Source organism: Candidatus Nitrospira nitrificans, from assembly GCF_001458775.1.
In the GTDB taxonomy this organism is placed as follows: Bacteria; Nitrospirota; Nitrospiria; order Nitrospirales; family Nitrospiraceae; genus Nitrospira_D; species Nitrospira_D nitrificans.
Genome location: NZ_CZPZ01000001.1, coordinates 349,811 through 367,820, shown reverse-complemented (window position 1 = coordinate 367,820; position 18,010 = coordinate 349,811). Strand labels below are relative to the sequence as shown.

Genomic DNA, 18,010 nt, shown 5'->3' with positions numbered 1-18,010 from the left:
GATCAGTCCGCAAGCTGTTGCATGCACACCGTCCAGCGTACCGGCCTATTGTACGATGGACTACGGCTCCACCGTCACGTCCACAAACGCCGGCAAGCTGTCGGCTCCCTTGTTATCCGTCACGCGTAACTTGAAGCGGTATGTTCGTGGCTCTGAGACGGGCGGCGCCAGGAACGAGGCCTCTGAATTGTTGGCGTCGAGCAGCGGGACTTTGCTGCCGCGCACTTGACTCCAACTATAGTAGAGCGCATCACCTTCTGAGTCACGGCTCTTGAGGCCGCTCAGTTTCACTCTGGAACCAGCCTTAACCGACTGGTTCATCCCCGCATCGGCGGCCGGGGGTTGGTTCGGCTCCTCGTTCACATTGACGTCCATCTCGAGCGAGGCCTGCTTGCCGCGATTGGTGACGGTGACAGTGGCTTTGCCGTTGCCGACGATCTGTAAGAGGCCCCCCGGCAGGACTCTAATGACTTCTGGACTTGAAGACTCGTAGTTCGTCCCGCTGGCTGGTGTGCTGATGCGCCGGGTGATGCCGTCGACAAAGTCGGCGACGACGGGAAGCTCAAAGACCTTGCCCAGTGAATCGACATGGCCGAAGGCGGATGATTGTCCAGCCCGCCCCAGTTGCAAAGGCTTATCCGTCTCAAAATCGATAGTGGTGAGAGCGGCGGAGGGTTCAACCTTCACGATGATTTCATCGAAGACGGATCTGGTTCCCAATCGTCCACGGGAGACTTCGGCCACTGCCAACAATCGCATCGGTCCGATGCCGTTCGATGGCACTTTCAGTGGACCACCAAAGGCGGGTTCCTGTTCGGCGGAGCCGATCATCGCTATCGGCGCCACGATGAAGCCTGTGGTCGTCGAATCATCCTGTTCAACCAGGACCTCATCCTGCTCACCGTACCAGTAGTAGCGGACCTTGACGATACCGGTGTCTTTTCCGAGATCTACATGCGCGATCACGGTGCTTCCAGCGGTCAACGTGGCTCCTGCCGCCGGCTCCGTGATGGTGAAGGCATGAACAGGGGAAGCCATGGCCAAGCAAGCGGCGAAGGGAACGAGGCACAAGGTCCGAATCCGCGCGTCACGTTTCACGAGTCACGCTTCACGAATCATCGTCATCGCGTCAAATGGTAGGGAACGTCGATAAGAATCACTCGATCTTTGAAGAGCAGTGCCGCTTTCAGCATCAGTGCCCGCTGATTGTGCAAGATGTTCTGCCACCACCTAGCTGGAAGAATTTCGGGGATCACGACGGTAATCCAGGCATCAGGGTCCTTCTCGAGCACTTCTTCAACGTAGTCCAATAACGATCCCAGGACTGAGCGGTAGGGCGAGGAGAGGGCAATCAAATTGACGCCACCTCCCCATTGAGCCCACTGGATTTTGACTTTGGCACTTTCTGCTGGGTCGACGTCAACGAACACGGCGCGAATTTCACCAGGCCGGCTTCTCGCATAGTCCAACCCACGGATGACCGCGCGATTCAAGCCGCTGATCGGAATGATCACGATATTGCGTCGCGGCAAGGGAGGGCGTTCACCTCGACGGTCCAGTGCGATCTGTTCAGAGACGGCCTTATAGTGCGAGCGAATCCCCTGGAACATGAGGAGAAGGACTGTGATGAGCAGGAAAACAATCCAGGCACCTTGCATGAACTTGGTGCTGGCGATGATAACCGTTGCGATGCCGGTGGTTACGGCGCCGACCCCATTGACAATCAGTTTTGTCTGCCAATGGGTCCCCTTCTTGACGAGCCATTGTTTCACCATGCCGGCTTGAGAGAGCGTAAACGACAGGAACACGCCGATGGCATACAACGGAATCAATGCGTGCGTATCTCCTTCGAACACGACGAGCAAGAGGCAGGCGAAGAACCCTAGGATGATGATGCCGTTCGAAAAAACCAGGCGATCGCCGAACGTGGCCATCTGATGGGGCATGAATCCATCGCGGGCCAGGATCGATGCCAGGTGCGGAAATCCAGCGAAAGCGCTGTTGGCTGCCAACACCAACAAGGCCATGGTGCCAATCTGTATGGCGTAGTAGATGGGGCCGGTGCCGAAGGTCAAGCGAGCCAGCTGAGAAACGACGGTTTCATCTACCTTGGCCAAGATGCCATAGTGAAAGGCCATCCAGCTGATGCCCATGAACAGCGAAGCCAGAATGGTCGACATCCAGATCATGGTGGTTGCGGCATTCTTGGACTCTGGTGGGCGAAAGGCTTTGACCCCGTTTGAAATGACCTCCATGCCGGTGACTGCAGAACAGCCCGCCGCAAAGGCGCGGAGCACTAAGAACAGCGTAAGTGTTTCTGCCTCGACAGGGCTTGTCGTGAGAGGGGGGGCTCCAGAGTTGGATAAAGATCGAACTGTTCCCACAACGACAAGAATGCCCAGTGCTCCGATGGCGAAATAGGTAGGAATGGCGAAAAACTTGCCAGATTCTCGAACTCCACGGAGATTCATAACGATCATGAACAGAATGGCGACCAGTCCTAGGGCTTCTCGGTGGATAAACAGACTTGGAATCGCTGAAGTAAGAGCGGCGATACCGGCCGCAACGCTGACGGCCACCGTTAAGATGTAGTCGATCATCAGTGCCGCAGCCGCCACCAGAGCGGGCCGATCGCCAAGGTTGGATCGGGCGACGACATAGGCACCGCCTCCTTCTGGATACTCGTAGATGATCTGGCGATAGGAGATGGTCAGGACCAACACGAGGAACAGAATCGCGAGACTAACGGGGATCGACCAGGTGACTGCAGCAGCTCCGGCGAGTATGAGCACCAGCAAAATCTCCTCCGTTGCATAGGCGACGGAGGAAATCGCGTTCGATGAGAAGATGGCAAGGGCAATCGTTTTAGAAAGCCGTTCATGCCTTGCTTGGGCGGTCTTGAGAGGGTCGCCGACGAGCCAGCGCTTCAGGATCATGGGGTGATTATCGCACAAACTTCTTAGAGGGTGAATGTTCAGATGCTCTCGACCATAGGTCGAAAGACTCATGACTGGAGCAATTATATCTGTGATGATCACGCCGGCGCCTCCGAAATCGTTCCTCGGTCGGGGAGATTCCTACGAGACAAGAAATGAAGCGGTTTGGGCAAGGCAGCCGGCGCGGCGACTGCGCATATTGGAACAGAAACAATAGGTGCCGGATATCTCCTCTTCATAGACTAATGATGCTCGTCTGAAAAAGAAATATAGCGCCATAGAATCACTGCGTTACAGGACAGGTTCCATTCCGAAGCATTGACAGCAACACTGGAGACTTGTAGGGTGATGCTATGACGTTCACCGCAACGTCGGCTGTCCCATCTCTCGCGCTCCCATCCTTCCCGCGCGTCTGATTCCCCAGTCTCCGCAGCTTCTTCGACATCGTGAGTCTCATTGGGTCAGGCGGTGCAAGATGCGAATGCCGCATTTCACAGACTTCGTGTCTTCTGTGCCTGTTCAGTGGGTCTCTGATGTCGCGGGGCACATACGCTCCATCGCGTGGGGTCTGCCCTGGGGTGTCCGAGCTGAGCCCCTAACACATATGAGGAGGTCGTCACCATGAGAATTCCAACGATCACATCCGGAGTTGTTGTCTCAATCGTGGCGCTGTTTATCGTCTTGTCGATAGGGTCGACTCAACCTGTTCAAGCGGCAGATCTGCTTGTGGAAAGAACTGTGGGGTTCGCGCCGTCGACAGAGCGTGGCGTCATGGCCTCGGGCGCCGTGGAGGATACGTTCAAGGCTTGCATGGCCAGAATTCCCGCGTTCGCCAGTGCCGGGCAACGCATGCTGGCCGAACAAAGCTGTGCAGGTGAGGATGAAGTGAGGAAAACGCTGCGATCGGCGCCGAAATTCTGAATGTTGATCACGGGAGATTCCCGATAGCCGGCAGCCGCTTCCTGGCCCTGCTTGCGTTGAAGAGACTGAGACAAAGAATGAGTAGAAGGGAACGAGCAAACTCGAAGTGGCATTTGAAAGCGAGGTGAGCAATATGTATCAGATCTATAGCTTGGTTGGGATTATCGTGCTGTTGTGGGGGATTACAATTTGGGCCTCCATCCCAGAGGAGCAGGAAGATAGACGGTATTGATTGCGCAGTCAGACCACAGACAAGGTGCGACGCAATTCTGTGGCATGGAGAGCTGTTCGACCATGGGAGGGCGGCGCACCTGTTGGGGGAAGATGAGGATATGCGCAGTATGCGAGGAGAAATGATGCAGAAAGTCGTCGAATCGGTCACACATAGGGCGACAAACCGATGGTCGTTCCTCAATGGTGTGCTGGGTGATAGGACGATCGGTATGATGGAAGCTCTTGACGGGTTTGGTTACTTTACGACCGGATTGAGTTTCCTGGCGATCAGCATCGTGCTGTTCGTCCGTGCCTGGTACGTGTTTGCGATGGAAGTGGGATCAGCCGCGGTTCCCGCAGTCCTTGGGCTGGCACATGATCTCTTATTGGTCATCATTCTGTTGGAGCTGTTCAGGACCACCATTAATTTTCTCAAGACCAAAGTGATTACCCTGGAACCGTTCTTATATATCTGCGTGATTGCCTCGACAAGACGCATCCTGACGACAGGAGCTCAGATTTCATATATGGACGAACTGACTGATCTCGTATTCAACCGCTATCTCATGGATCTTGGGGCGAATGTGCTCGTCGTCGTGGCATTGATTATCGCGATATATCTGTCGCGTCGGGCCTCTCCGCCGGCCATGGGTGAAGAAACTGAGATGGGTCAGGGTTCTGCTCGCAAGGGCGATGAAGTGGAGTCGTACCTGCGGGAGATCAACGGACAACTCGTCAGATTCAAGAGAGAGTTCGCATGAGGCTGAATGAGAGATGGGCAAGACAGTATCGTGGATTCACGGCTTGGATCAAGCTGATCACCTTCTATGAGCTTGCTGTGGGGATGAAGTCGACGATGAGCCATCTCATTCACTACAAGCCGATCACGTTGCAGTATCCGCATGAGAAGCGGATTCTGCCTGACAATTATCGCGGCATGTTGGCCTTGCTACGGTATGACGACGGGACCGAGAAGTGCGTCGGGTGCGATCTCTGCGAGGCCGCCTGTCCCTCTCGCGTCATTGCCGTGGTGAGCGCCGAAGTGCCGGATGAGCCGACGAAGCGATACGCGCGAGAGTATTGGATGGACATGACGCGTTGCTTGTTTTGTGGCCTCTGTGTGCAAGCCTGTCCGGTCGATGCTCTTGCGATGACGAAGGAATACGAGTGGGCGGTATACGACAAGCGGGACTTGCTCCTCAATAAGCAGCAACTATTGGCGATCGGAGATCGCACGTTTCAGACACGCGAGAAACGGCTGGAGTTCCAACATCCGAATCTGGCGGTCTTCAATGTCGCCTCATCGAACCATCCAGCCAAGGCGTGCTAGTCACCTGGAAGGAGGCCTGACATGGTCGGGCCATGGGATCTCATGGCGGAGATATGGTGGTATTGTTTCCCTCGAACCACATCTGATTCCGTGTATGCGTGTCTGATCTGGAATGCGACATTGAGAAGGGTATTGTAGCGCGAGCCTATACGGAGGTGCCATGTACTGTTCACGCTGCCATGGGTTGATGATCGAAGTCGATATGAGAGACTCGTCGAGTCAGGACCGTGTGTCGGGGTGGCGGTGCCTCCTGTGTGGCGAGACGACGGACTCAGGGATCGAAGCCAATCGCATGAGTCATGGCCAACCAAGTCGGAATCGCGCACGTGTTCCTGGGTCACCTCCGGCCAGGGCTGCGAAAGGCACTGTGAGGTGAACCTCATTGGAACAGTGATCGAGGGCGATCATGAGGGATTATCTGGCCCGCGGGTCTCTCGGGAACGGTCGTCATAGCGGCGATCATCGACGCAGGTACGCGGGCGGTTGATTGACAACGGGAGAGAGTCATGAATAAGTGGCGTGATTTTCGGCGCGAGATGGCAATGGAACTGTTCTTATTCGCGTATGCGATCGCATGGGGCGTGGCGCTGCTGTTGACTCATGTGCTGACAAAATAACCACGTGCCGATACGGTGTATCATCATGCGGAGGCTTTCTTTCAGTTCAGGCTCCTCCCCTGAAGTCTTGTCCGGCCCTCGTTCCATGAACTCGCACGTCTTGTGGGAGCCCGGACGCCACTCGGCGGTTCAGGACAATCTCAATAGCAAAAGTTGGTAAGGTCGATATTCCAGGATTCGATCAAGGGATCGAGAAAGGCGATGCAGTTGTCGTTCGGAGATCGAAGATCGTCGTATCCAAGAACTCCAGCACGGTGACGCGCATCTGGGGATAGCTCTTCTTGCTCAGTTGAGCTATCCTCCCATCCATGTGGGATTGACGAGTTCTTGCCGTGCGATCCATTGAGGAGATGTATAGATGAAAGAGGGGTTATGACAACAGAAGAACAGATTTCAAAGATGAAGAAAGCGATTGCTCAGGCCATCAAGGTAATGGGAGACCGGTTTGGATCGACGGAGCAGGACGTCGCGACGGCCATCCAGGAGCTGAAGGCGTCGATGCAGGCGACGTCGGATCCTGGTCTTTCCATGAAAACCGTGGCGGGGGCACGCACCCCGTCACCTCAGGATTTGTAAATCGCCGTTGATGACACCGTCGTGTCTCCTGCATGGCTGGTTCGGTCGCTTTGAACAGTAGAGGTAGGTGAGTGATGGTACGCATACGAACGCCGTTCAATCTGGACACATTTCTGAGTAAGGCCGACAAAGGCGTGACGATTCTCTCGTCTTCCAAGAAGCAGATTATCTTTTCACAAGGGGATGCGACCGATGTGGTGTTTTATCTCCAGACGGGAAAGGTGAAAGTGACCGTGATCTCGGAACAGGGCAAGGAAGCCGTCGTGGCGATTCTTGAGCGGGGCGCTTTTTTAGGAGAATCCTGCCTCGTGGGCCAGACGGTCCGTACGGCAACCGCGACCACCATGGAAGACTCCCGCATTCTCCGCATCGAGAAAGCCACGATGCTCCGCATGTTTCAGGAGCAACCCAGATTTTCCGAGGCCTTTATGTCCTATTTGCTGACACACTCGATCCGAGTCCAAGAGGATTTGGTGGATCAACTGTTTAATTCCAGCGAGAAGCGGCTGGCGCGGGCGCTGCTGTTGCTGGCCCACTTTGGGAAGGAAAACAAGCCGGAGACGGTCATTGCGAAGATCAGTCAGGAGACGTTGGCCGAAATGATCGGCACTACCCGTTCGCGCGTCAGTTTCTTTATGAATAAGTTCCGCAAGTTGGGGTTCATTGATTATAAAGGCGGGTCGCGCCGGAACGGCGTATTGCACGTGAATAGTTCTCTTCTCAATGTTGTGCTCCACGACTAGGGTCTTCCTCGATTCTGCATCTATGATCCAGTAAAGCTAAGCCTGGCTACGTTCAACCTTGCCTCCATTTGCAATCGTTCCCTACTGAGCAATTGTGAACAGATTGTAGCTGGCCGCTCCATTATGCTTATCCCGGGGAAGGCAGGTGCGGATGTTTCTGATGCAAGAAAAGCGCATGCGGAGATCGGGTAAATCTCGCGAGGGACTAAGCATTACAGCGAAAGCCATGAGCCTGGAAGGAGCTGGGACTATGTCAGGCCTTAAAAATGAGGCAGAAATGAAGCTTTGGGAGCACGATGCGCCAGGTTTATCTCAGACATCGGCGAGCGTCGTGAGCGGTGAGGACAGACGTCAGTCTGTTTGCGAGAGGTCTGCCGGTCTGACGATCAGGGTGGGGGGAATTGATTGTCTGTTGGCCGATGTCCATGCGCAGATTGAGAACCTTCGACGGGAGAGGACCTATCTGCGACTGGTGCGGGTAGAATTGGCTGGTAGGAAGGCTAAGCGGAGAATCGCCTGAACCATGCGACGGCCGGTTCCACCATGGCCATTGCGGCATACCGTCCTCTCTATTTCTTCGTCTGAGCTGTTTTGACCAGATTATCAGCCGGCTTCTCGTTATGCTCGAGCGTAGGTGCTCAGCCGTCCCTCATTCCGCGACAGCAAACATCAGGACAAAGAAATCACTCCGCGAAGAAGGGTATCCCTTCGGCGCGATAGGCTTTTGTGACCGGAGAGGTGCTGGGAGCGGCGGGAGCGTTATTGCAGGCATCGCAGTCTGCTCGTGAGTTACAGAAAGCAGTTGCGAGGATATGCGCGACGAGCCGATGAGGGGCGGTCATGAGCTGGCCGACGACATAATGCTATCAAAGACAAATGAGGGCGCGAAGAATCCGGCAGTGGTCGGAGCGCAGGTAGTCGGCAAGGAACCGCACAGGAGGTACTCCAGGAGGAGACCTACTGAAAAAAGGTGGCGATTCGTTGAAAGACAGGAAGCCAAAATTCTGAGTCGCAGGACGGAACACGTGGGGGAACTAACCTATGAGCCAGATATCCAACCGTGCCGCTGGTAAGGAATTCAATCGGTCCCAAACGAGTCTCGGCATGATCTGGTGGGTGATGGCGAGCATGGCTGTGCTGCTGATCGGGACCGCCGCGGCTTCAGCTGAACAGACCGCCACGGAATCGGTGAAAAGTACGATCGATGAGGTGATCCATATTCTCAACAGTGAAGAGTTGAATCAACCGGGCCGCTCGGTGGAACGACGCCGGAAGATTGAGCACGTGATCAGGCAGCGTGTCAGCTATGAAGATATGGCCAGACGGGCTCTGGGCCAGCCGTGGATAGAACTGACGGACACCGAGCGGCAGGAGTTTGTTGCCCTCTTTGTTCAGTTGCTCCGAGACACGTTTGCCGGTCGAATTGATAATTATACCGACGAGCAGGTGCTCTACCTGTCTGAACAGCACGAAGAGAACTGTGCCGAGGTGAGATTGAAGCTATCGGGCCGCAAGGTGGACACCAGTCTGGATTTTCGCTTAGCCGATAGGGTCGGCCATTGGCATGTGTACGATGTGGTCATTGACGGCGCCGGCATCGTGAGCAATTACCATGCGCAGTTCGCCAGCATTATCCGCACCCACTCCTACGCCGGTTTGGTAAACAAGATGAAAGAGAAGACCCTCGTGGTAAAAGCGTTTGAAACGACGACGGCTCCATAGTTCGGCGCGCAAAAGCGGCGAGTGGGCCTGTCGGTGGTGAACCGAATGTCGCCTTGGAACGCCCATGGATACCATGTTTTCACCTGTCGGCAATCGTACCGAGCTGGAAGAACCGATTCGCGCCGAGCTCTTCGGCGCCGAACGGCTCGAACAGCATGCGGCAAGTCTCGCGGCGGCACAGGTCGTTACTGATGATGCGCGGGTGGGACGGTTGCTTACGCCACGAGTCCTTGAGAATGGACGAGTCTTGGTGGCGTCGTATCAGGCGATCGCTCGTACGATTCGTGATGAGAAAACGATCACTCCGGCAGCCGAATGGTTCATCGACAATTTTCATATCGTCGACGAGCAACTTCGCGAAATCATCGACGATTTGCCTCCCGGGTACTACAGACAATTACCCAAACTCGCATCGGGCCACTTGAACAATTACCCACGGGTCTTTGGCGTGGCCTGGGCGTTCGTGGCTCACACCGATAGTCGTTTCGATCCCGACATGCTCCGGCGCTTTGTGTCGGCGTATCAATGTGTGCAACCGCTGACAATCGGTGAGTTGTGGGCAGTGGCGATCTCGCTGCGTGTCGTGCTGGTGGAGAACCTCCGCCGGTTGATTGAGAGGATCGTCCAGAGCCGCGCTGACAGGCTGGAAGCCGACGAACTGGCGGATAGCTTGTTGGGGACCGGGGTGTCGGCCCCCGAGTCTCCGGCCACTGTTCTCCGCCGTTTTGAGCGCAGACCATTGGCCACTGCGTTCGCCGTGCAGCTTGTTCAGCGACTCCGTGACCTGGACCCCAAGGTCCGTCCGGTGCTGCGATGGCTCGACGAACGTTTGGCCGGGCAGGGCACCACCGCCGACGACATGGTGCATGCGGAGCATCAGCAGCAGGCGGCCACGAGCGTCACGGTTCGCAACATCATTACGAGCATGCGGTTGACGTCCGCGTTTGATTGGGCGGACTTTTTCGAGAGCGTCAGTTTGGTCGACAAGATTCTGCGTGGCGATTCCCGCTATGCCGAGATGGATTTTCCCACGCGGGATACCTATCGCCATGCGATCGAGGATCTTTCCCGCGGTACGGGGTTGTCGGAACACGACGTGACCGCGCGGGTCGTGGAGCGTGCCAGGCTGGCGGGGATTGAGCTGCATGCGAGTGGGCAGCCGGAGCGGGACCGGCTCACGGACCCCGGCTATTACTTGATCTCTCAGGGCCGCCGGACATTTGAACGAGAACTCGGCTACAGGGTGTCCTGGAAACGCCTGATCCTGCGATGGTACGTCCGGGCTCCGGCTCTGGGCTATCTGGGCTCGCTAGCGGGGATGACCGCCATAGTCCTGGCGTTACCGCTATGGCATGCGGCCGAAGTAGGCGTGACACTCACGGGTCTTGCGTTCATCAGTCTCGTTGCGCTCGTGCCGGCCTCGGACCTTGCCATGGCGTTTCTCAATCGTACGGTCATGGCGATTCTCGGACCCCGGTCATTGCCTCGGATGGCATTGCAGAACGGCGTTCCTAAAGAATTGCGCACGATTGTGGTGGTCCCCGCCTTGCTGACGAGCCGGCAGGGCATCGATGAGCTGGTCGAGCGATTGGAAGTTCACTATCTCGCGAATGCGGATGACGATCTGCGGTTTGCCTTGCTCTCCGACTGGAGAGATGCCCCACACGAAAGTATTCCGGGTGACGTCGAACTGCTGGACAGCGCGGTGGAGGGGATTGCGCGGCTGAATAAGCGGTACGGTCCCGCGGCGGGGAGCGGTCCGCGGTTTGTGCTGTTGCATCGCCGGCGCGCCTGGAACGAATCGGAGCAGGTGTGGATGGGATGGGAACGGAAACGAGGCAAACTGCATGAGTTGAATCAATGGCTGCGCGGCTCGACGAGCACGACGTTCATGTCCGTCGGCGGGCAGCTCCCCGAGTCGATCCCATCGGTCCGGTTCGTCATCACATTGGATGCGGACACGCGGTTACCGCGCGGAGCGGCGCGCCGGTTGATCGGCACCATGGCTCACTCTCTGAACCGGCCCCGATTCGATCCGCGCTCCGGGCGCGTGCTTGAAGGGTATGGGGTCGTACAGCCGCGGATAACCCCGTCGCTTCCGGGCAGCGGCGAGGGCTCGTATTTCCAACAGACGTTTTCCGGGCCCAGTGGGATCGATCCCTACGCATCGGCCGTGTCGGATGTGTACCAGGACTTGTTTCGGGAAGGGTCCTACACGGGCAAAGGCATTTATGAGATCGACGCATTCGAGGCGGCGCTGACAGGCAAGGTGCCGGACAATGCGATGCTCAGTCACGATCTCTTCGAAGGGCTGTTCGCGCGCGCGGCATTGGCGACCGACATTGAGCTGTTCGAGGCGTTTCCCGCTCACTATGAAGCGGCGGCAGCCAGGCAGCATCGATGGGCGCGTGGCGATTGGCAGTTGCTGCCATGGCTGTTCGGGCGAGGGCATACCGGGGCTGAACCGAATGGTCCAGTGGTGATCCCCCCCATCGGCCGGTGGAAGATCCTCGACAATCTCCGCCGTACCCTCTCGGCTCCCGCGGCGGTTCTGACACTGATCGTCGGATGGATGCTACCGGCCCAATCCGCCTGGGTCTGGTCCGGGTTCGTTCTCGCCACCATCGCGATTCCCTCGTTGCTGTCCTTCGTGCTCGGGCTCTACCCGCGCCGATCCGGGATTGCCTTGCGAAGCCATTTCCGTGGAGCCGGCAGAGACCTCACGTTGGCCGGGAGGCAGATTGCGTTGACCGTCACGTTCCTCATGCATCAGGCATGGCTTATGACGGATGCGATTCTTCGTACGCTCGCTCGGCTCGCCTTTACGCGCCGGCGGATGTTGGAGTGGGTGACCGCGGCTCAAGCCGAGGATGCCTACACGTGCGACTTGGCTGGGATGTATCGTCGCATGGCCGGCGGGGTGATGCTCGCCCTCGTGGCAGCTGGTGGGGTGGTCATGTTTGGACGAGATGAGTCCTGGGCCGCCGCCGCTCCGTTCGTATTGCTCTGGATGTCGGCCCCTGCCGTGGCCCGGTGGGTCAGTCTTCCGCCTCGACTCATGGGAACCGAACCGGTTTCTCCGGCCGATGCGCGGACACTCCGACTGATTGCGCGCCGGACCTGGCGATTTTTCGAAACCTTCGTATCTTCGGAAGACCATGCGCTGCCGCCTGATAATTTTCAAGAAGATCCGAAACCTGTCGTCGCCCACCGGACCTCGCCGACCAACATCGGGCTCTACCTGCTCTCGACTCTGGTCGCCCGTGATCTCGGATGGCTGGGGACCCTCGATGCTGCCGAGCGACTGGAAGGCACACTGGCGACCATGAAGCGTCTCGATCTGTTTCGTGGGCATTTCTACAATTGGTACGACACGCGTACCCTGCATGCGCTGGATCCCAAGTATGTGTCCACCGTCGACAGCGGAAACCTCGCGGGCCATTTATTAGTCGTCGGCAACGGATGCCGCGAGTTGATTCAGCAATCTTCCATCAACGACCATGTTTTTGCCGGGATCGATGATGCCATTCAACTGTTACGTGATGCGCTGGAGGAGATTCCAGATCGGCGACAGACCCACACGGTGACCAGGAAGCAGCTGAGCCAAGCCGTCGATGCGTTGGCCATGGCGCTCTTGTCGAAGCCGGTTGATGCTGCGGGTTGGACTGTCAGGCTTAGCCGGCTCACGGTCTTGTCTCATACCGTTGCGGATATGGCTCAGGCACTGGGACAGGAGCGCGGTGATGAGCCCGATGGGGAATTGCGCGCGTGGGCCGATGCAGTCCGGGCCTGCGTGGAAAGCCATCTCCGGGACGCGGAATTGTTGCTTCCCTGGGTGCGCTTCAGCGCGAAAGATCGGGCGGCGCTGTTCGACCATCCGTCGGGGCCATCGCCGGAGTGGGCGGTGATTGCGCCGTTCTTTCAACCCGTTCCCACGCTGGCGGCTGCCCCTGAGCGGTTTGCGGAAGCGCTTCGCGCGCTCGATCATTTGCGTGACCAGGCGAGGAGTCGTCCCTCGCAGGATCGGGCCAGCTTGGCGAGAATCGCCCTTCTGGCTGATGCCATACGGCAAGCGGGTGCGGACATCACGGGCTTGGTCCGCCGTCTGGCGACGATCGCGCAGCATGCGGAGCACATGGTTCACGCCATGGATTTCACATTTCTTTTCGATCCCACCCGCAAGCTGTTGTCCATCGGCTATCGCATGCCGGAGAACAGCCTGGACCCCAGTTGTTACGACTTGCTGGCATCGGAAGCCAGGCTGGCGAGCTTTATCGCCATCGCCAAGGGCGACGTGCCGTCATCGCATTGGTTTCACCTGGGCCGCGCCCTGACACCAGTGGGAGACGGTTCGGCGCTCGTATCCTGGTCGGGCTCCATCTTTGAATACCTCATGCCGGCGTTGGTGATGCGTTTCCCGGCAGGCAGCTTGCTGTGCCGGACGTATGAGTTGATCGTCCGTCGGCAGATTCAATATGGGAGAGAGCGAGGCGTGCCCTGGGGTGTTTCAGAGTCGGCCTATAATGCGCGTGATCTCGATTTGACGTACCAGTATTCCAGCTTTGGCGTGCCGGGCCTGGGGCTCAAGCGAGGCCTCAGTGAGGATGTGGTCATCGCGCCCTATGCCACAGCCCTTGCGGCGATGATCAGTCCTACGGAAGCCACGCAAGGCTTCGGGCGCCTCGCCGAGGCCGGAGGGAGAGGAACCTACGGATTCTATGAAGCGCTGGATTACACAGGGACACGAGTGCCGGAAGGAAAAGACGCGGCCGTCGTGCGGGCCTATATGTCGCATCATCAGGGCATGTCGTTGGTCTCGATCGCGAATGTCTTGAACAATGGACTGATGAGGAACCGTTTTCATGCCGAGCCGATCGTCCGAGCTACTGAACTGTTGCTCCAGGAACGGACTCCGCGCGATGTGCCGGTCACACGCCCGCGCGCGGAAGAAGTCGCTGCCGCGGCGCAAGTCCGCGACCTCATACCACCGGTCATGCGGCGATTCACCTCGCCGCATGAGGCGACACCGCGGACGCATCTGTTGTCCAACGGGCAATATGCGGTCATGCTGACGACATCCGGGTCTGGATACAGCCGGTGGCGGGATATCGCGGTGACGCGCTGGCGCGAGGATGCGACGCGGGACTGCTGGGGTTCTTATATTTTTCTGCACGATATCCAAACCGGATCTGTCTGGTCGGCCGGTTATCAGCCCAGCGGCGTCGAGGCCGATGACTATGAAGTGTCTTTTACCGAAGAGCGGGCTGAAATTATCCGGCGGGACAACGACTGGAACACGACGCTCGAGGTCGTGGTGTCGTCCGAGGATGATGCCGAAGTGCGGCGCATTGCGGTCACCAACATGGGAGCGCGCGCATGCGATCTACAAGTGACCTCCTATGCCGAGCTGTCCCTGGCTCCACAGGCTGCCGATGTGGCCCATCCGGCTTTTGCGAATTTGTTCGTGCAAACCGAATTCGTGCCGGAGGTCGGCGCGGTACTCGCGACGCGTCGAAGGCGGTCGGATGAAGAAGCGACGGTGTGGGTGGCCCAGGTGGTGGTGGTCGAAGGAGACACCGTGGGCGCCCTGCAATATGAAACGGATCGCGCGCGGTTTCTTGGACGAGGGCACCATGTCCGCACGGCGGTCTCGATGATCGATGGGCGGCCGCTTTCGAATACCGTCGGATCCGTGCTTGACCCGGTGATGAGCTTGCGCCGTACGGTGCGGGTGCCGGCAGGCGGGACCGTACGCCTGGTGTTTTCAACCATTGTCGGCTCTACCCGCGATCACGTGTTGGAGTTGGCCGACAAGTACAGCGACCCGAGAGTATTTGAGCGTGCCCTGTCGCTGGCCTGGACGCAAGCGCGGGTGCAACTGCATCACCTCGGTATCGAAAACGACGAGGCGCAACTGTTCCAGCAACTCGCCAATGCCGTGCTGTATTCCGACGTCTCGCTGCGACCATCCTCTGAAGCGCTGAGTCGGAGTACGGTGGACCGCGCGGCGCTGTGGGCGCATGGTATCTCAGGCGATCTGCCTATTGTGTTGGCTTGCATCGACAACGCGGATGATGTCGACATCATCCGGCAATTGCTCCGAGCGCATGAATACTGGCGGATGAGACAGTTATCGACCGATGTGATCATCCTGAATGAGAAGGCTTCGTCGTATGAACAGGGATTGCAGGGTTCGTTGGAAGGGCTTGTGCGGGGCAGTCGGCTGCGGCTCTGCCCGGATGCCGGAGGGGCGCGGGGAAGTATATATCTTCTGCGGACCGACTTGCTCTCCGTACAGGATCGGCTCCTGCTGCAGCAGGTTGCTCGGGTCGTCCTACTCGGCCGGCGCGGCACGTTGGCGGAGCAGGTCTCTCGCCTGCCGCGCAGGAGCCGTGTGACGTCGACGAACTCGTCTTCACCACGACCGGGCAGACGCCTGGATGTGCCGGTGCCTGAGCGTGAACTCGAATTCTTCAACGGCTTGGGCGGCTTCGCAGATGAGGGACGCGAATATGTCACGATTCTCGGCGAAGGACTTCGGACACCACGGCCCTGGGTCAACGTCGTCGCAAACCCGTCGTTTGGATTTCTCGTGTCGGAGTCCGGCTCCGGGTTTACTTGGTCGCTGAACAGTCACGAGAATCAGCTGACGCCTTGGTCGAACGATCCGGTGTCTGATCCGTCGGGGGAGGCGCTCTATATTCGCGATGACGATTCCGGAGAGGTTTGGAGCCCGACGGCGCTGCCGATTCGCGATGATCCGGCACCCTATGTCGCGTGTCACGGACAGGGCTATAGCCGCTTCCATCATGGTTCGCATGGTGTCCTGGCCGAATTGCTGCAATTCGTGCCGCTTGAAGATCCAATCAAGATCTCTCGATTGACACTGCAGAATATGTCCGGCCGATCGAGACGTCTTTCAGTGACGGCCTATGTGGAGTGGGTGCTCGGGAGTTCCCGCAGTGAGTCCGCACCCTATATTATCACCGAGATCGATCCGAAGACCGGGGCGCTTTTTGCGCGCAGCATGCTCGGCGGCGAGTTCGCCGGACGCATCGCGTTTACCGATCTTGCCGGAATCCATACGTCGTGGACCGGTGATCGGACGGAATTTCTCGGTCGTCACGGGACGTTCGATCGTCCCTTGGCTTTGCAAGCAGGAGGAGAACTGTCCCGAAAGGTCGGCGCGGGGCTCGATCCTTGCGGGGCGCTTCAAGTGTCGATTGAGTTGGATGCAGGCGAACGCGCCGAAATCGTGTGGTTTCTTGGTCAGACAGCGGGGTGTGAGCAGGCTCGTTTCCTGCTCGATCGCTATCGTGGGGCGGACGTGAACGGGCTCTTGCGAGAGGTCACCCGCCGATGGGACGACCTCTTGGGTGTCGTACAGGTCCATACGCCGGAGCGCGCGACGGATATCTTCTTGAATCGATGGGTGCTCTATCAAACGCTGGTGTGCCGCGTCTGGGCACGCGCGGCGTTCTATCAGTTGAGCGGGGCCTATGGGTTCCGGGATCAACTTCAAGATGTCATGGCCCTGAGTGTGGCGGCACCCGATGTCACGCGCGAGCATCTGCTGCGGGCGGCCGCGCGGCAGTTTGTCGAGGGCGACGTCCAGCATTGGTGGCATCCTCCGTCCGGACGCGGTGTGCGTACCCGCATTTCCGACGATCTGCTGTGGTTGCCGTACGCGGTGATCCAATTTCTTGAAGTGACCGGCGATATGACCGTGCTGGACGAAATAGTATCCTTTCTGGAAGGACCGGCATTGGCTGAGGGGCAATCTGAATCCTACTTTGAGCCGCGTGTGTCCCGGACGAGCGCCACCCTCTTTGAACATTGTGCGCGTGCGTTGGATCGGAGTCTGGTCGTCGGCAGTCATGGCCTTCCGCTCATGGGTACCGGAGACTGGAATGACGGGATGAGTCGTGTGGGCCAGCAGGGCAGAGGGGAGAGTGTCTGGCTCGGGTGGTTTTTGCACACGGTGCTCTGGGAGTTCGCGAAGGTGGCGGCTCAGCGCGGGGAGCGTGCTCGCGCCGAAACGTGGCGGCTGCATGTGAGTGCGTTGAAGGCCGCGATCGAGCGAGATGGGTGGGACGGGGAGTGGTATCGTCGCGCGTACTTCGATGACGGGACGCCGCTCGGTTCCGCTGCAGACCCGGAATGTCGCATCGATTCCATTGCTCAGACCTGGGGAGTGATCAGCGGCGCGGCGGATCCGGACCGCGGCGCGCGCGCCATGGCCGCGGTGGAACGGCATCTTGTGAACCGGCAGGATGGGCTGATCCGTCTGTTGACACCACCCTTTGATCAGATGCCGAGGGATCCCGGCTATATCAAGGGCTATGTCCCCGGCGTCCGAGAAAACGGCGGTCAGTATACCCACGCGGCGGTCTGGACCGTGCTGGCTTTCGCGGCATTGGGTGAAGGTGACAAGGCCGGCGAGTTGTTTCGTCTGTTGAATCCTGTTCATCGGGTTTCCTCGCGAGCGAGCGTCCAGCGCTACAAAGTCGAGCCTTACGTCGTCGCCGGCGACGTGTACGGCGAGCCCCCGCATGTAGGACGTGGGGGATGGACCTGGTACAGCGGGGCGGCGGGTTGGCTCTACCGGGCCGGTATGGAATGGATGCTCGGTTTCCGCTTGCGCGGCGCCACGCTCTCCGTCGATCCTTGTGTTCCGCGCCACTGGCCGGGGTACTCGATTCGTTTCCGGTATCATTCGGCGGTCTATGACATCGCGGTGGAAAACCCGCGCCATGTGAGCCGCGGCGTGATACTGGCGGAGCTTGATGGAAAGCAAATAATCAGCCGCGACAATATCCCTCTCGTCAAGGAAGGCGAGCACCACATTCGCGTTGTGCTCGGATGATCGACCTTCTAAGGCACAAGATAAGCCTACGGTTTGGTTGCCAAGAATCTCGTATTGGTGCGGGTGCGGGGCGTTAGTGGATGGAG

9 protein-coding genes are annotated in these 18,010 nt (G+C 58.2%); 7 read left to right on the top strand and 2 right to left on the bottom strand.

The genetic code is table 11. The features are described from left to right. Positions 1–60: 60 nt before the first annotated feature. Entirely contained in the window at positions 61–1,098 is a 1,038-nt protein-coding gene (locus COMA2_RS01550; RefSeq protein WP_090894028.1) for a PKD domain-containing protein, read from the bottom strand. A gap of 23 nt (positions 1,099–1,121) precedes the next feature. Next, a complete protein-coding gene (locus COMA2_RS01545; RefSeq protein WP_090894026.1) occupies positions 1,122–2,936 on the bottom strand; it encodes an APC family permease in 1,815 nt (604 codons plus the stop codon). A gap of 621 nt (positions 2,937–3,557) precedes the next feature. Here COMA2_RS01545 and COMA2_RS01540 point away from each other — a divergent pair. From COMA2_RS01540 to COMA2_RS01505, 7 genes are all read left to right on the top strand, one after another. Next, positions 3,558–3,857 carry a hypothetical protein gene (locus COMA2_RS01540; protein ID WP_090894025.1) on the top strand — a complete coding sequence of 100 codons (300 nt, stop codon included), beginning with the start codon at positions 3,558–3,560 and terminating at the stop codon, positions 3,855–3,857. 332 nt (positions 3,858–4,189) lie between these two features. Continuing rightward, positions 4,190–4,831, top strand: coding sequence for a phosphate-starvation-inducible PsiE family protein (locus COMA2_RS01535; RefSeq protein ID WP_090894023.1), 642 nt, complete (start codon positions 4,190–4,192; stop codon positions 4,829–4,831). Continuing rightward, a complete protein-coding gene (nuoI, locus tag COMA2_RS01530; protein WP_090894022.1) occupies positions 4,828–5,400 on the top strand; it encodes an NADH-quinone oxidoreductase subunit NuoI in 573 nt (190 codons plus the stop codon). The genes COMA2_RS01535 and nuoI overlap by 4 nt, the downstream gene beginning before the upstream one ends. Before the next feature lie 989 nt (positions 5,401–6,389). Beyond that, positions 6,390–6,593: a hypothetical protein gene (locus tag COMA2_RS01525; protein WP_090894020.1), complete on the top strand. Its 204-nt coding sequence runs from the start codon at positions 6,390–6,392 to the stop codon at positions 6,591–6,593. A 74-nt stretch (positions 6,594–6,667) separates the two neighbouring features. After that, positions 6,668–7,336 carry a Crp/Fnr family transcriptional regulator gene (locus tag COMA2_RS01520; RefSeq protein WP_090894019.1) on the top strand — a complete coding sequence of 223 codons (669 nt, stop codon included), beginning with the start codon at positions 6,668–6,670 and terminating at the stop codon, positions 7,334–7,336. 1,041 nt (positions 7,337–8,377) lie between these two features. Further along, complete coding sequence (locus COMA2_RS01510; RefSeq protein ID WP_090894015.1) at positions 8,378–9,058, top strand: MlaC/ttg2D family ABC transporter substrate-binding protein; 681 nt, start codon at positions 8,378–8,380, stop codon at positions 9,056–9,058. 64 nt (positions 9,059–9,122) lie between these two features. Beyond that, complete coding sequence (locus COMA2_RS01505) at positions 9,123–17,924, top strand: GH36-type glycosyl hydrolase domain-containing protein (protein WP_217490573.1); 8,802 nt, start codon at positions 9,123–9,125, stop codon at positions 17,922–17,924. Positions 17,925–18,010: the final 86 nt, after the last annotated feature.

Excerpts from the sequence above, each read along its gene's own strand:
- COMA2_RS01540 (WP_090894025.1), top strand. The coding sequence starts at position 3,558 with ATGAGAATTCCAACGATCACATCCGGAGTTGTTGTCTCAATCGTGGCG.
- nuoI (WP_090894022.1), top strand. The coding sequence starts at position 4,828 with ATGAGGCTGAATGAGAGATGGGCAAGACAGTATCGTGGATTCACGGCT.
- COMA2_RS01505 (WP_217490573.1), top strand. The coding sequence starts at position 9,123 with ATGGATACCATGTTTTCACCTGTCGGCAATCGTACCGAGCTGGAAGAA.
- COMA2_RS01545 (WP_090894026.1), bottom strand. The coding sequence starts at position 2,936 with ATGATCCTGAAGCGCTGGCTCGTCGGCGACCCTCTCAAGACCGCCCAA.
- COMA2_RS01510 (WP_090894015.1), top strand. The coding sequence starts at position 8,378 with ATGAGCCAGATATCCAACCGTGCCGCTGGTAAGGAATTCAATCGGTCC.
- COMA2_RS01525 (WP_090894020.1), top strand. The coding sequence starts at position 6,390 with ATGACAACAGAAGAACAGATTTCAAAGATGAAGAAAGCGATTGCTCAG.
- COMA2_RS01520 (WP_090894019.1), top strand. The coding sequence starts at position 6,668 with ATGGTACGCATACGAACGCCGTTCAATCTGGACACATTTCTGAGTAAG.
- COMA2_RS01535 (WP_090894023.1), top strand. The coding sequence starts at position 4,190 with ATGCGCAGTATGCGAGGAGAAATGATGCAGAAAGTCGTCGAATCGGTC.